Below are 15,641 nucleotides of genomic sequence, written 5' to 3' on the forward strand. Positions count from 1 at the left end.
GGGCTCACCCCGTCTTCGTCCCCGTGACCACCGCCAGCGCCTCGACGAGGCGGTCGAGATCGGCCTCGTCGGTAAAGAGGGCTGGCGTCACACGGATGCATTGGCCCCTGGCGACGCCGGCGCGGCGTACCGTCATGACCTTGTGGCTGTCCCGGAGCTTCGCCACGATCGCCTCGTTGTCGGCCTTGCTGGTCTTGCCGGCGAGACGGAAGGACGTGATCGCGCCATAGGAGCCGGCCTCATCCGGCGTCAGGATCTCGATGTCCTTGAAGCCGCGGGCGCGGCTCACCCAATAGTCGCGCAAATAGCGCAGGCGCGCCTGCTTCGCCGGGGCGCCGATCTGCTGATGCAGCGCGACGGCGGTGGGCACCGTCAGCACCGTGGCGAAATTGACCGTGCCGGTGTGCACCCGCGAGCGGATGTCGGTTTCCGCAAAATCCTCGTCGCCGAGATCGCGGTCGATGTCGGCGAGGCGATCCTTCCTGATGTAGAGGAAGCCGACCCCGAGCGGCGCGCCGATCCATTTGTGCAGGTTGAAACCGACGAAATCGGATTCGAGCTCGCCCACACGGAAGTCGATTTGTCCCCAGGAATGCGCGGCATCGACGATGGTGTCGATGCCCCTGGCCTTCGCCATGCGCGCGATCTCGGCGATCGGCATGACGAAGCCGGTGCGATGGCTGACATGGGTCAGCAGGAGAAGTTTTGTCTTCGGGTTCGCCTCGATGGCGCGGGCATAGGCATCCAGCACCGCCTGGCGGGTGGCGGGCTCCGGCACGTCGAACTTGACGACGTCGACGCCGCGGCGGGCCTTCAACGCGTTCATCGCATACTGCATCGAATCATAATCGAGGTCGGCATAGAGCACGCTATCGCCGGGCTTCAGCCTGTTGTAGCCGCCGATCAGGAGCTGCAGCGCTTCGGTCGCGCCGCGGGTGAGCGCGATCTCGTCGGGCGCAGCACCAACCGCCTCCGCCACTTTAGCGCGCACGGCCTCGAAGTCGGCGCCGGCTCGCTGCCGCGCGTAAAACGTGTTCTGATAGTTGATCATGTCGGACTGGCGGATGAACTCGCGCCGCACGGGCTCGGGCATGATGCCCCAATAGCCGTTCTCGAAATTGACGACATCGGGCGTCACGGCATAGAGCCCCTTCACCGCCGCCCAATAGGCCTTGTCGGTGGCGATGGCGGCCGCCGTTCCGGTCGGCGCCGCGGGAAGGCTTTCGGCGGCAAATGCCGGTGCCGCCAGCGACGTAACCGCCGCGGCCGCGAGGCCCCTCAGGATCGACCGGCGGTCGGACGAAATGGTCTCAGTCGGATGCATATCAGCCTCTTCGATGCGCGGCGAAAGGAGCCGCAATCAATAGAGCGCGAATGACAAGCCGGTGACAGTTCGATGATGCCCGGCCGCGCCCTCACCCCGCCTTCACGCTCGCGTCGATCAGCAGCTTCGCGGCCGCGAGCGCCGACTGCGCCGGGCCGTCTTCCGATTGCTGGCCGGTGACGTAGATGCCTTCGATCAGGAGCAATAGCGCATCGCCGAGCACGCTCGGCTGGCGCGCGCCCATGGCGGCTGCGAGCTCGCGCAGGCGCTTGCGAAAGACTTTCTTGTGCGCTTCGGCGACTTGCCGGGCGGGATTATCCCGCGAGGGATATTCCACCGCGGCGTTGCTCAGCCCGCAGCCGCGATAACCCTTGGCCACGGCGCGCGCGGACAACTGGCTGATATAGGCGAGGACATGATCGCGCGCGTTGCTGTAGGTCTTGCCGCCGGGGCGTTCGAAATTTTCCCAGAAGCTCAGATCGTAGTCGCGCAAGTACGCTGCGGCGAGATCGTCCTTGGAGGCAAAGCTGCGATAGAGGCTCGGCTTGGTGACGCCGGCCCGGTCCACCACCTCGTCGACGCCGACAGCGCGGATGCCCTCGCGATAAAACAGCTCGCTGGCGGAGGCGCGAATCCGGTCGGCGGCCCGGAGCGGCGCGCCTGCGGGTTTTTCGGCTTTTTTCGGCATCTGGCTTCGTCCGATCTCAGTCACGGGACTTGACAATGTTACTGACCGGTACGTATTAGTACCGCATCGCAATACGTACCGGTAAGTAACATGCCCCCAGCTTCGGTTCAATCCACCTCCGTCTCCAAGAGGCCGTTCGGCCCAAACTACGCCTTCGTGGTCGTTGCCGTGATCTTCCTGGCGCTGCTGGCCTCGGCCGGCCTGCGCGCGACGCCGGGCGTGCTGATGCTGCCGCTGCAGAAGGCCTTTGGCTGGGACGTCAGCGTGATCTCGTCGTCGGCGGCCGTCGGCATCTTCCTCTACGGCCTCGCCGGCCCCTTCGCCGCCGCCGTGATGCAGCGCTTCGGCATCCGCCGCACGGTGCTCGGCGCGCTGGCGCTGATGTCGGTCTCGACGGCTCTGAGCTATTTCATGACCGCGCCATGGCAATTGTTCATGAGCTGGGGGCTGCTGTCCGGCATCGGCTCGGGCGCGGTCGCCAACGTGCTCGGCGCCACCATCGTCAACCGCTGGTTCACCACCAATCGCGGCCTGGTCATGGGACTTTTGACGGCGAGCACCGCCACCGGCACGCTCATTTTCATGCCGGGCCTCGCGAGCCTGGTCGAATGGGGCGGCTGGAAGCCGGTGGTGCTGACGGTGGCCGCATGCTGCGCGGCGCTGATCCCGCTGGTGTATTTTCTGGTGCCGGAGCGGCCCGCCGCGATCGGCCTGCGCTCCTATGGCGGCACGCATGATGACCAGCCCGCAGCACCGGCGCAGGGCAACCCGTTCGTAGCTGCGATCAGCAACCTCGTGCGCGCGGCCAAGGTGCCGACCTTCTGGTTCCTGTTCGCGACCTTCTTCATCTGCGGCTTCACCACCAACGGCCTCGTCGGCACCCATCTGATCGCGTTCTGCGGCGACCACGGCATCTTCGAGGTGCAGGCCGCGAGCCTGCTGGCGCTGATGGGCTTCTTCGACCTGTTCGGCACCACGCTGTCGGGCTGGCTCACCGACCGCTTCGATCCGCGCAAGCTGCTGTTCTTCTATTACGGCCTGCGCGGGCTGTCGCTGATCCACCTGCCCTACTCGGATTTCTCGTTCGTCAGCCTGTCGGTGTTCGCGGTGTTCTATGGGCTGGACTGGATCGCGACCGTGCCGCCGACCGTGCGCATCGCCAACGAGGCCTTCGGCGACAAGAACGCGCCGCTGATCTTCGGCTGGGTCGTCGCCGGCCATCAGTTAGGGGCGGCCTGCGCCGCCTTCTTCGCCGGCTTCATGCGCTCGTCGCAGGGCGATTATCTGCAAGCCTTCATGATCGCAGGCGCGACCGGCCTCGTCGCGGCCGTACTGTCGCTGATGATCGGCCGGCAGCCGAAGCAGCCGGTGCTGGCTGCGGCGTGAGCGCACGGACTGCCCAAGACGCGCCGGTCCAAGTTTGGGACCGGCGCCCGTCAAGTTGTGTGACCTGCACCATCCCCGATTTGAAGATTGATTCCGTTGAGGAAATTTGAAATATTGAGATGACGAAGCGGGCGGTTCGAAAGCTCGCGCAGGGGCTGAGAGTTCGCGTGGCGTCCAGCTCCATCTCAATCAACCAAACGATCTGTGGCGGTCCCGGCGGATGAACGATTCCCTCCTTGCAACGGTCGGCGACCATTTCTTCATTGGCCTGCGGCCGACCAGCGTCCTCGATGACCGCGACCGCGCGCTATTGCGGGATCTCCGGCCCGCCGGAATCATCCTCTACAAGAGCAATTTCCGCCACGATCTGCCTTATCGCGACTGGCTGTCGATCCACCGGGATCTGATCGCCGCGATCCGCGACGCCTCGCAGCGCGACAAGCAGTTCATCGCCATCGATCACGAAGGCGGACGCGTCTGCCGCACGCCGCCGCCGATCACGCGCTTTTCCTATGCGGCGCGATGGGCCGGCACCGCGGAGCAGGTCGGCGACGCCATGGGCGTCGAGCTCGCATCCCTCGGCTGCAATCTGAATTTTGCGCCGGTGCTCGACATTCACAGCAACCCCGCCAACCCCGTGATCGGGGAGCGCGCCTTCGGCCGCTCGGCCGACGACGTGATCAAGTCGATGCTTCCGTTCGCCAAGGCGATGGAACGCCGCGGCGTCCGCGCCTGCGGCAAGCATTTTCCGGGGCATGGCGACACGCAGGTCGATTCGCATCACGAATTGCCGGTGCTGGATCTCGACCTCGACCAGATCAAGGCGCGAGAGCTGCTGCCGTTTGCCGCCGCGATCGCTGGCGGCATCGGGATGATGATGACGTCGCACATCCTGTACCGGAAGCTCGACGCGAACGATCCCGTGACGCTGTCGCGTGCGATCACCCACGGGCTGTTGCGTGAGAGCATGAAGTTCGACGGCGTGATCGTGTCCGACGACGTCGGCATGCGCGCAATGGCGGGTAGGCTGGACGCGCCGGATTCCGGCGCGCGCTTCATGGCCGCCGGCAACGACATGCTGATGATCTGCTCGCATCTGACCGACACCGAACGCGCCCGCGGGCTGGCCCAGTCGATCATCAACGGCGTCGACCAGGGCAAGCTCGATCCGGCGGTGCTGAAGGCATCAAGCCAGCGCGTCCGCGCGATGCTGGATAGCACCGCGCAGAACGCGGTGTCGGAGCTATCCGGCGAGGTGCTCGCTCGCCACCGCGCCGCCGGCACCCAGTTCGACGCGGCGACCGTCGAAGTCGTTTAGGGCCGCCCCGGGGTCCGGCCCCGGCAAAATCCATCGGCAAACCAGTCGTTCATCGGCGCAAGCGCCGTTGATCTCGATGTGCTACGCATGCTAATGTTACGGATGGTAGCACATCGCCTCCTGCCGATATCAACGTCAGGTTGCCTCGTGCTAAGAGGTTCCGCCCCCTGAGGCGATCAACCCGGCATCGGCGGCCGGCTGAGGTGATGGGTTTGAACGTGAGACGCTCGGTAAAACTCTTCATCGGCGCGCTGGTGGTGTTGCCCGCGGGCTATGCGGCCTATTATTTCAGGAATGACATCAAGGACATCAAGCTTCCGTTCGCGCTGCCCTTCATGCAGCCGGTGGAAGCTGAGCAAGCCGCCACGCCGGCAGCACGGCCGCCGGTTGCCGTCAAAGTCGCCGCCGCGAAGGCGGAGGACGTCCCGATCTATCTGACCGGCATCGGCACGATCCAGGCCTACAACACCGTCAACGTGCAGAGCCGGGTCGACGGCGAGATCGTCCAGATCCTTTTCCAGGAAGGGCAGGACGTCAAACAAGGCGACATCCTCGCGGTGATCGATCCACGCCCGTTCCAGGCCCAGCTCGATCAGCAGGTCGCGGTGAGACAGAAGGATCAGGCGCTGCTGGACGGCGCCCAGATCGACATGGAGCGTTACGACGCGCTGATCCAGAAGGCCGCCGCGATCTCGCGGCAGGTCGTGGACCAGCAGCATGCGCTGGTCGAGCAGTACAAGGCGCAGGTCAGGAATGACGACGCCCAGATCGAATATGCGCGCACGCAGCTCGGCTTCACCAGCATCCGCGCGCCGCTCAGCGGACGGCTCGGCATCCGCCAGGTCGACCAGGGCAATTACGTGCGCGCGGTGTCGCCGACGACCATCGTCACCGTCACGCAGTTGCAGCCGATCTCGGTGATCTTCACCCTTGCCGCGGTCGCGGTCGGCCAGACCCGGCTCAGTCTCGGCCAGACCGACGCGCCGGTGGTCGCGCTCACGGCCGACAGCACCACCGAGCTGGACAAGGGCACGATCACGCTGGTCGACAACCAGGTCGATCAGGCCAGCGGCACGATCAAGCTGAAGGCGACCTTTCCCAACAAGGCGCTCAAACTCTGGCCGGGCAATTTTGCCAACGGGCGGATCACGGTGGATACGCGCAAGAACGCGATCACCGCGCCCGCGATCGCCGTGCGGCACGGCCCGCGCGGCGATTTCGTCTGGGTCGCAAAGGCGGACGATACGGCGGCGTTCCGCCCTGTCACGGTCGGGCAGATTTTTGACGGACGCGCGCTGATCGACAAAGGCCTCGCCAGGGGCGAGCGCGTCGTCACCGACGGCTACTACCGACTCGAGAACGGCTCCCGCATCACGATCGAGGGCCAGACGCCGACCGCCAAGGCGCAGCCGACCACCCAGCCGCGCTCCGAGCCGCGCGTTGACTGAGGTCCGCCATGTCCGCGCCCTTCATCCTCCGGCCGATCGCAACGACACTGATGATCGTCGCGGTCGTGCTGCTGGGCATGCTCGGCTACCGTGAGCTGCCGATTGCGCCGCTGCCCAATGTCGACTTCCCCACCATCCAGGTGGTGACGCGCTATCCCGGCGCCTCGGCCACCGTCGTCGCAACCTCGATCACCGCGCCGCTGGAGCATTATTTCGGCACGATCTCGGGGCTGACCGACATGAGCTCGACCAGCTCATACGGCTACAGCCAGATCACGCTGCAATTCGACCTGTCGCGCAAGATCGACGCAGCCGCGCAGGACGTGCAGGCGCGGATCAATGCGGCCGCGGGCTGGATTCCGGTCGAGCAGCTGCCGAGCCCGCCGACCTATCGCATGGTCAATCCGGCCGATACGCCGGTGCTGATCCTGGCGCTGACCTCGAAAACGATGGCGCTGCACGAGGCCAATGATCACGCCGCGACCATTCTGGTGCCAAAACTGTCGCAGATCCCGGGCGTCGGCGCCGTCAGCATCGAAGGCGGACAAACGCGAGCCGTACGCCTGCAGATGAACCCGACAAGGCTTGCCGGGCTCGGCATGTCGCTCGACGACGTCCGGCGCGGCATCGCTGCCACCACCGCAGACAATCCGAAGGGGTCGCTCGACGGGCCGCGGCAGGCGTTTCACGTCGACACCAACGACCAGCTGTTCACCGCGGATGCCTACCAGGATGCGGTGATTGCCTATCGCAACGGCGCGCCGGTGCTGCTGCGCGATGTCGGCACCGCCATCGACGGCGTCGAGGATTCCGAGCAGGCGGCCTGGTTCCAGGGCGAGCGCGCCGTGCTGCTCGACATTCAGCGCCAGCCCGGCGCCAACACCATCGAGGTGGTGGATGCCATCAAGAGCATTTTGCCGAAACTCCAGGACTCGCTCCCGGCTGCGCTGAAGATCTCGGTCGTCAGCGACCGCACCACGACGATCCGGGCCGCGATCCACGACGTGCAGTTCACACTGGTGCTGACGGTGGCGCTGGTCGTGCTCGTGATCTTCATCTTCCTGCGCAAGCTGTGGGCCACCGTGATCCCGAGCGTTACGCTGCCGGTGTCGCTGATCGCAACCTTCGGCGCCATGGCGCTGTGCGGCTTCAGCCTCGACAATCTCTCGCTGATGGCGCTGACGATTGCTTCAGGTTTCGTCGTCGACGACGCCATCGTGATGATCGAGAACATCGCGCGCTATGTCGAGGAGGGCGAGGACCCGCTTGAGGCGGCCCTGAAGGGCGCCCGACAAATCGGCTTCACCATCGTCTCGCTGACGATCTCGCTGATCGCCGTGTTCATCCCGCTGCTGTTAATGGGCGGCGTGGTCGGCCGGCTGTTCCGGGAATTCGCGATCACGCTGTCCTTTGCCGTTGTCATCTCCGGTCTCGTCTCGCTGACGCTGACCCCGATGATGTGCGCGCAGCTGCTGCGGCACGAGGACCCCAACGCGCAGCACGGTTGGCTGTACCGCATCAGCGAGCGCGGCTTCGACGCCTCCGCCAGCTTCTACCTGCGGGGGCTCGACTGGGTGCTGAAGCACCGCAACCTCACGCTGGTCTTCACCGTGCTCACCCTGGTCGCGACCGGGATGCTGTACGTCGCCATCCCCAAGGGATTTCTGCCCTTGCAGGACACGGGTCTCCTGATCGGCACCACTGATGCTGCCCAGGACATCTCCTTTGCGGCGATGGCCGAGCGGCAGCAGCAACTCGCGGCCGTGATCGGGCGCGACCCTGATGTCGTCACCGTCGGCAGCTTCGTCGGCATCGGATCTGTCAACACGACGCTGAACAGCGGCCGGCTCTATATCGATATCGGCAGCCCCGACGCGCGGAAATCGTCCGCGGCGGCCGTCATGGCCCGACTGCAGCATGCGGTCGAGGGCGTTCACGGCATCACGCTGCATCTGCAGCCGGCGCAGGACCTGCAAATCGAATCGCGGGTCGCACGCACGCAATACCAATATGCACTGCAGGATCTCGACGAGGACGAGCTTCGGCTCTGGAGCCGGCATTTCGTCGAGGCGCTGCGCAAGCGCCCGGAGCTCGCCGACGTCGCCGACGACCGCCAGGACGAAGGCCTGCAGATGTCCGTCACCATCGACCGCCAGCTCGCGGCGAGCTACGGCGTCAGCCTGAACACGATCGACCAGACGCTGTACGACGCGTTCGGGCAGCGCCAGATCGCAACCGTGTTCGGCCCCCTGACCCAGTATCACGTGATCCTCGAGGTTGATCCAGCGCTTCGCAACGATCCGGACATCCTGGGCAAGATCTACCTGACCGCGGCTGCCGCCGCGGCCAGCACGATCGATCAGCAGACCAGCGGCTTCAGCGGTGCCTTCAGCAAGGCCTCCGCGCCGGTGCCGCTATCGGCCTTCGCGCGGATCGAGCGGCAGCACGCGCCACTGCTGATCTCGCACCAGGGCCTGTTTCCCGCCACCACGATCTCATTCAACCTGGCCGACGGTGTTTCGCTGAGCCATGCGACGGAGGCGCTGCGCCAGACCGAGCGCGAGATCGGACTGCCGGATGCGGTCACGACCAAGCTGATCGGCACCGCCGCCGAGTTCGCCAATTCGCTCTCGGACGAGAAGTGGCTGCTGCTGGCCGCGATCGTGACGGTCTATCTCATTCTCGGCATGCTCTATGAGAGCTACATCCATCCGATCACGATCCTGTCGACCTTGCCGTCTGCGGGCATCGGCGCGCTGCTGGCGCTGATGCTGTACCGGCAGGATCTCAATCTGATCTCGCTGATCGGCATCATCCTGCTGATCGGCATCGTCAAGAAGAACGCCATCATGATGGTGGACTTCGCGCTCGCCGCCGAACGCGAGGACGGCGCGTCGTCGTTCGACGCCATCCGGCAGGCCTGCATCCTCCGCTTCCGCCCGATCATGATGACGACGATGGCGGCGCTGTTCGGCGCGCTGCCGCTGGCGATCGGCTCGGGCACCGGCTCCGAGCTGCGCCAGCCGCTCGGCATCGCCATCGTCGGCGGACTGATCGTCTCGCAGGTCCTCACGCTCTACACGACCCCGGTGGTCTATCTGGCATTCGCCTCGCTGCGCACCCGGTTCGGATGGCAATCCGCATCCGCCGATGATCCGGCGGCGCTTCCCCAGGCCGAGCGGCCCGCGCCGTGAGCATCACCGCGCAATTCGTGCTGCGGCCGGTGGCGACGACGCTGCTGATGATCGGCGTGTTCCTGCTCGGTTGCGTCGCCTATTTCCGTCTGCCGATTGCCTCGCTTCCGGCGGTGGAGCGGCCCACCATCGGGATCTACGCGCCATTCCCCGGCGCGAGCCCGACGACGGTCGCGAACGCGCTGGCGCAGCCGCTCGAAACCACGCTGGCGCTGATCCCGGGGGTGACGGAAATCACCTCGTTCAGCGCCATGGGCGGCACCAGCATCACGGTGCAGTTCGAGCTCTCCGTCGATCTCGACGCCGCCGCCGGCGCGGTCCAGGCCGCCATCAACTCGGCGGGGCCCAATCTGCCGAAGGGACCGTGGCCGCCAACCTATTGGAAGGCGAACCCGGCGGGCCCCGCGGTGGTGGCGCTCGCGCTGACCAGCGATGTGTTCACGCCCGGCGAGGTCTACAGCCTCGCCGACGGCGTAATCTCGCCGAAACTGTCGCAGCTGCCGGGCGTCGCGCGGATCATCGTCAGCGGCGCCGAGCGAAGCGCGGTGCGCATCCAGGTATCTCCGACGCGGCTCGCCGCCATGAACCTGGCGCTGGAAGCGGCGCGCGTCGCCGTCGTCAACGCATCGCAGAACCTGCCGAAGGGTGCGGTCTCGGTGGACGGCCAGCGCCTCACCATCGAAGCCAACGACCAGCTGCTCCAGGCCTCCGAATATCGCGACATCGTGCTGGCCTGGCGCAATGGCGCCCCGGTCCGCCTCGGCGATGTCGCGTCGGTCACCGACAGCGTCATCAACAACCGTCTCGCCGGCTGGTATGGCACCGAGCGCGGCATCGTTCTCTTTGTCTACAAGCAGTCCGACGCCAACATCGTCGAGACCGTCGATGCCATCAAGGCCGAGCTGCCGGAAATCCAGCTCTGGCTGCCGCCCGGCATCAAGCTGCATACGGTCTATGACCGCACCACGCTGATCCGGGCCGCTGTGAACGACGTCAAGCTCACGCTGGTGATCGCCTCGGCTCTCGTCGTGCTGGTCATCGCGCTGTTCCTCCGGCGGTTCTGGGCGACCGTGATCCCGAGCATCACCATTCCGGTCTCGCTGGCCGCGACGCTGTTCGTGATGAGCCTGTGCGGGTTCAGCCTGGACAATCTGTCGCTGATGGCGCTGACCATCGCCGCCGGCTTCGTCGTGGATGATGCCATCGTCATGATCGAGAACATCATCCGGCGCATGTCGGAGGGCGAGCCGGCGCTGCAGGCCGCCATCAATGGCGCCCGCCAGATGGCATTCACGGTCATCGCCATCACCGTCGCCCTGATCGCGGCGCTGATCCCGATCCTGTTCATGCCCGACGTCGTCGGGCGTTATTTCCGCGAGTTCGGCGTGACGCTGGTGGTTGCCATCGTGTCCTCGGCAGCGATCTCGCTGACGCTGACGCCGATGATGTGCGGACATCTCCTGGATCGCGGCCGGCAGAAGCTGCATAATCCCGACGCGGCCCCCGAGCGCCGCACCTTCTATGCCCGCAGCCTCGACTGGACGCTGCGCCACCGTTTTCTCACCGTCCTGATGATCACCGCCCTGACGGGGGCCAGCGTCTGGGTCTATCTGCAACTGCCGAAAGGCTTCATGCCGACCCAGGACACCGGCGTGATGTTCGTGCGGACCGTGGCTCCGTCGAATATCTCGTTCCTGTCCATGGAGGACCGGCAGCGCGCCGTCGGCGCGGCGATCCTGGAAGATCCTGCCATCTCCGGTCTGACGTCCTACATCGGCGAGGGCAATGGCAACGCGCTCAGCGTCGGGCAGATGCTGGTCGCACTCAAGCCGCCTGACGTCCGCAAGCTGTCGATCCAGCAGGTGATCGCGCGGCTGCGCGAGCGCATGAACCGAATCGACGGCGTCCGGGTGTTCTTCGTGCCGCTGCAGGATCTCAATCTCGGCGTCCAGTCCGGCGGCTCGCGCTATCAATATACGATGTGGGGCATCGACGAGGAGCAGGTGCTGCGCGCCGCGGAAAACATGATCCGGCGCGTGCGCGGCATTCCGCAGATCATCGACGTCATCGCGAGCTGGGAAACCGGCGGCCTGCAAGCCGGCCTGACCATCGACCGCCTGCGCGCCGCGATGCTCGGCGTCACGCCGGTCGCGGTCGACAACACGCTCAACGATGCCTTCGGCCAACGCCAGGTCAATCTGCTGTTCCTTCCGACCAATTATGCGCGCGTGATCTTCGAGGTCGAGCCGCAGGCCGCGAGCGGCCCCGACTCCATGAACCAGATCTACGTACCGAGCGCCAACGGCAAAGCGGTACCATTAACGGCCCTGACCCGGCCGCAGCGCGCGCACGCGGCGATGTGGGTCCGCCACAGCGCCCAGTTTCCGGCCGCGACGATCTCGTTCGACATCAAGCCCAACACGTCGATCGGCGACGCCATCGCTTCGATCCGCAAGGAAGAGGCCGAGGCCAAGCTGCCCGATGACATCAAGGCGGAATTCCGCGGCGAGGCCAAGGAGGCGGACAAGTCGATCGTCAAGCAGGCGGCGCTGTTCGCGGCCGCCCTGATCGCGATCTACATCGCGCTCGGCATGCTCTACGAAAGCTACGTCCATCCGCTGACCATTCTCTCGACCCTGCCGCCGACCGCCTTCGGCGCGCTGGTCGCACTCTGGGCGACGGGAACGCAGTTCACGCTGGTGACCACCATCGCCTGCATCCTGCTGGTCGGCATGGTGATGAAGAACGCCATCATGATGGTCGACTATGCCCTCGATGCGGAGCGGTATCGCGGCCTCAGCGCCCACGACGCCATCCTGCTCGCGGCACGGCTGCGAGTGCGGCCGATCACGATGACGATGCTCGCCGCATTCCTCAGCGCCGTCCCGATCGCCTTCGGCACCGGCCCGGGCTTCGAGATCCGCCAGCCGCTCGGCATCACCATCATGGGCGGCCTGGTCGTCGCCCAGCTGTTCACGCTCTACTCGACGCCGGCGATGTACCTGATCCTGGACAGGCTGCGGCGGCGGAAGAAGGTGGCCAGCGGGCACGCGCATCAGGTACCTGCGGCTGGCGGTGCGCCGGCTCTGCCCGATCTCAGCGGCTAGGACAGCCGGGACTCCGAACCTCGCCGCAACCTTCGCGCAAGCTCCCCCTGCTGAAGTCGAATCAACCGCGACGCCAGAGAGGCGGGGTTGCGCCCGTCAGAAGCCGCTGCCGCCACCGAGGTGGACGTTCGCCATGAACGGGACTCGAGCAGCGATGAGCACAGCAGCCGCCTTCTGTGAAGCGGGCCTTGCGCATTTCAGGGACGGACGGCATCTCGACGCGCGCGCCTGCTACCAGCAGGCGCTCGGAATCGATGCGGAGCACAGCGACGCCCAGCATCTCATGGGGCTGCTGTTTTTCCGGGACAGGCAATACAACGATGCGCTGCAGTGGATCGTCCGCGCGATCCAGCGCGCACCGAAGCCCGAATATCTGGCGAGCTTCGCAACCGTCCTGCAGCAATATGGGCGCTGCGACGAAGCCCTCAACGTCCTCGACCAGGCGATACAGCTTCGGCCTGACGACGCCGAGCTGTGGCGACAGCGTGGCGACATCTTCATTCAGCTTGCGCGGCTCGATCAAGCCCTGCCGAGCTTTCAACAGGCGCTCAAGCTCAATCCACATCATCACGACGCCCTGTATAAGAGCGGGATTGTGCTTCACAAGCTCGGGCGGAACGAGGAGGCGATTGCGTGTCTCGATCTCAGCGACAGCCTGCTCCCGAACCACGCCCCGACGCTGCGAACCCGCGCATGGGTTCTCTATTGCTTGAAGCGGTTTGAGGACTCCGCGACCGACGGCCAGCGGGCGCACCAGCTCGATCCCCAAAATGCCGAGATCTGCAACAATCTCGGTCTTTCATTGCGGCGGCTCGGCAGGAATGATGAGGCGCTGGCATGGTTCGACAAGGCCATCGAGCTCCAACCCCGCTTCACGGATGCCTTCGACAACAAGCTGGTCGCGCTTTTCCACCTTCATCGCTTCGACGAGGTCTTCGCGCTGTCCGATCGCATGACATCGCTCGGGCTGAGCAGCACGGTGACAGAGTGGAATGTGTCTCTGGTGCATCTGCTGACAGGCAATCTCGAAGCCGGCTGGCGCGGACACCAGACCCGATTGAAATTGCCTTCGGCAAGACACCCCCAGTTTCAGCGACCGATCTGGCTCGGGGATGAAGGCATCGCGGGAAAGACGATCCTTGTCGCGGCCGACGAGGGATTGGGCGACACCATTCACTTCGTCCGCTACGTCCCCATGCTGGCGGAGCGCGGCGCACGCGTTATTCTCGTCGTTCAGGACCCGCTGCATCGGCTGATGTCAACGCTGAGCGGTGCATCCCTTTGTGTTCCGAGGTCGGCCATGGACACGCTGCCGGCTTTCGATTTGCACTGCCCGATATCCAGCCTGCCGCTCGCCTTCAAGACCCGTCTCGATACGATCCCCTCGGGACCGTATCTGCCCGCCCCTCCGGACAGCCTTGTTCAGGCCTGGGAGGATCGTCTTGGTCCTCGCACCAGGCTCCGGGTCGGCCTGGTCTGGTCCGGCGATCCCTACCACGTGAACGATGAGACGCGCTCGATTCCGCTGCGAGCGCTGTCCGGTATCCTCGACGTCGATGCCAGCTTCGTCAGCCTGCAGAAGGCCCCGCGCCCGCATGATGCGGCGGTCCTGCGGGAGAGAAGCGACGTTATCGACCTGACCGCCGATCTCACCGACTTCACTGATACCGCCGCGTTGATCGCTTGTCTTGATCTCGTGATCACCGTCGACACCAGCGTCGCCCATCTCGCCGGCGCCCTTGGCCGTCCGACCTGGATCCTGCTGCCATGGACGCCCGATTACCGCTGGCTGCTCGATCGCGCGGACAGCCCCTGGTATCCGAGCGTGCGGCTGTTCCGGCAGACCGAAACGCGTGAATTTGGCAGCGTGCTTGATCGCGTGTGGGACGAATTGCGGGTGCTGGCCGCCGCGTTCGGTCATTGAGGCCGAGATCCTCGAGCCGGGCATATAGGATTCGTTAACGCAGCAGCCCTAGCCTTTAAGGACTTGGGCAAAATCGCGACATGCTGCCGGATCGTCGATGAGAGAAGACCAAGCTGCCTCGACTTTGCCGGACGAGGTTCGCGTACGACTTTATGATCAGGCCCTGAATGCCGCTCGCATCGGCGCCTGGGAATGCGACCTCGTGACGGAGCGCCTGAGCTGGACCCAGGGCGTCTACGACATCTTCGGCTATCCCGTGAACAACCCGCTGCGGCGCGCGAGCATCGTCGATCTCTACATCGACGAATCCAGGCGCCACATGGAGCTCGCGCGTGCCGAGGTGATCCGAAGCGGTTGCCCGGTCACACTCGACACCGAGATCAGAACCTGGCGCGGTGAAACACGCTGGATGCGCCTCTCGATCAACGCGGTGCGAGAGGGCGGAAGGCCGATGCGGATCTTCGGCTCCAAGCAGGACGTGACCTCCGACCGGCAGGCTCTGGAGAGCCTGCGGCAGCAGGCCGAAACCGATCCGCTCACCGGGCTCGCCAATCGTGCGGTATTTCAGGCCCATTATCGCGAGGTCGTCAACGACACCCTGAATCACGGTTTTGCGTCGGCGCTCGTTCTGCTCGACCTCGACGGCTTCAAGAAGCTCAACGATACATTCGGCCATCTGGCCGGAGACGCATGCCTGTGCGAGGTCGCGCAGCGTCTGCGGCGGGCCTTCCACAATGCCGGCCTGGTCGGCCGGCTCGGTGGCGACGAATTCGCGATCATCCTGCGCGCGCCGAAAAATCCTGCGCGGATCGCCCGCGTGCTGCAACAGACCGTCATGATGTTGAGCCGTCCGCTGTTCTGGAACGGTCTTCGCCTCCAGGTCGGCGCCTCGATCGGAGCTGCCCTGGTTGGCCGCCCGCACCACCGGCGGATCGTCGAATTGTTCGCGGAAGCCGACATCGCGCTCTATGACGCGAAGGCCGCCGGCCGCAACCGGGTCCGTCTGATCGGCGACGAAAAGCAAACCATCGCGGCTTAGAGCAGATTGCCGCTGGAGGAGCATCGCAGTTTCATTTCTGCACGGGGAACAGAATGGCGCGCCCGGAGGCGCCTCTTTCAGAATGGTGCCAATTGGCCCGCCGCCTGTAACCGGCACGTTTGACATTATTCAATCGATGGCGGAATCATTCCGGGAGTGTAATTCAAGAGGCGCCAATGGACGACCGAGACCCGCGCTGCATCGTGGAGTTAT

General features: G+C 65.3%; 9 protein-coding genes. 7 read left to right on the forward strand and 2 right to left on the reverse strand.

The annotated features are described in order from the left end of the window. Nucleotides 1–4: 4 nt before the first annotated feature. The gene (locus FXB40_RS31005) at nt 5–1,324 is read right to left on the reverse strand and encodes an aminotransferase class V-fold PLP-dependent enzyme (protein WP_148775909.1); all 1,320 of its coding nucleotides are present in this window, start codon (nt 1,322–1,324) and stop codon (nt 5–7) included. A gap of 91 nt (nt 1,325–1,415) precedes the next feature. Then, a complete protein-coding gene (locus FXB40_RS31010; protein ID WP_148775910.1) occupies nt 1,416–2,012 on the reverse strand; it encodes a TetR/AcrR family transcriptional regulator in 597 nt (198 codons plus the stop codon). A 90-nt stretch (nt 2,013–2,102) separates the two neighbouring features. On the opposite strand from FXB40_RS31010, the gene FXB40_RS31015 reads away from it, so the two are divergent. The 7 genes from FXB40_RS31015 (at nt 2,103) to FXB40_RS31045 (ending at nt 15,428) form a co-directional block, all read left to right on the forward strand. After that, nucleotides 2,103–3,398, forward strand: coding sequence for an MFS transporter (locus FXB40_RS31015; RefSeq protein WP_148775911.1), 1,296 nt, complete (start codon nt 2,103–2,105; stop codon nt 3,396–3,398). A 220-nt stretch (nt 3,399–3,618) separates the two neighbouring features. Beyond that, complete coding sequence (locus FXB40_RS31020) at nt 3,619–4,716, forward strand: glycoside hydrolase family 3 N-terminal domain-containing protein (protein WP_148775912.1); 1,098 nt, start codon at nt 3,619–3,621, stop codon at nt 4,714–4,716. Between the two features lie 218 nt (nt 4,717–4,934). Further along, nucleotides 4,935–6,164, forward strand: coding sequence for an efflux RND transporter periplasmic adaptor subunit (locus tag FXB40_RS31025; protein ID WP_246208083.1), 1,230 nt, complete (start codon nt 4,935–4,937; stop codon nt 6,162–6,164). An 8-nt stretch (nt 6,165–6,172) separates the two neighbouring features. Continuing rightward, complete coding sequence (locus FXB40_RS31030) at nt 6,173–9,358, forward strand: efflux RND transporter permease subunit (protein ID WP_148775914.1); 3,186 nt, start codon at nt 6,173–6,175, stop codon at nt 9,356–9,358. After that, nucleotides 9,355–12,465, forward strand: a complete 3,111-nt coding sequence (locus FXB40_RS31035; RefSeq protein ID WP_148775915.1) for an efflux RND transporter permease subunit — start codon at nt 9,355–9,357, stop codon at nt 12,463–12,465. Before FXB40_RS31030 ends, FXB40_RS31035 begins: the two co-directional genes overlap by 4 nt. A gap of 154 nt (nt 12,466–12,619) precedes the next feature. Next, on the forward strand, nt 12,620–14,389 hold the full coding sequence (locus FXB40_RS31040; RefSeq protein WP_246208070.1) for a tetratricopeptide repeat protein: 1,770 nt from the start codon (nt 12,620–12,622) through the stop codon (nt 14,387–14,389). Between the two features lie 97 nt (nt 14,390–14,486). Beyond that, nucleotides 14,487–15,428: a sensor domain-containing diguanylate cyclase gene (locus FXB40_RS31045; protein WP_148775917.1), complete on the forward strand. Its 942-nt coding sequence runs from the start codon at nt 14,487–14,489 to the stop codon at nt 15,426–15,428. Nucleotides 15,429–15,641: the final 213 nt, after the last annotated feature.

Source organism: Bradyrhizobium rifense (genome assembly GCF_008123425.1).
GTDB classification, from domain to species: domain Bacteria; phylum Pseudomonadota; class Alphaproteobacteria; order Rhizobiales; family Xanthobacteraceae; genus Bradyrhizobium; species Bradyrhizobium rifense.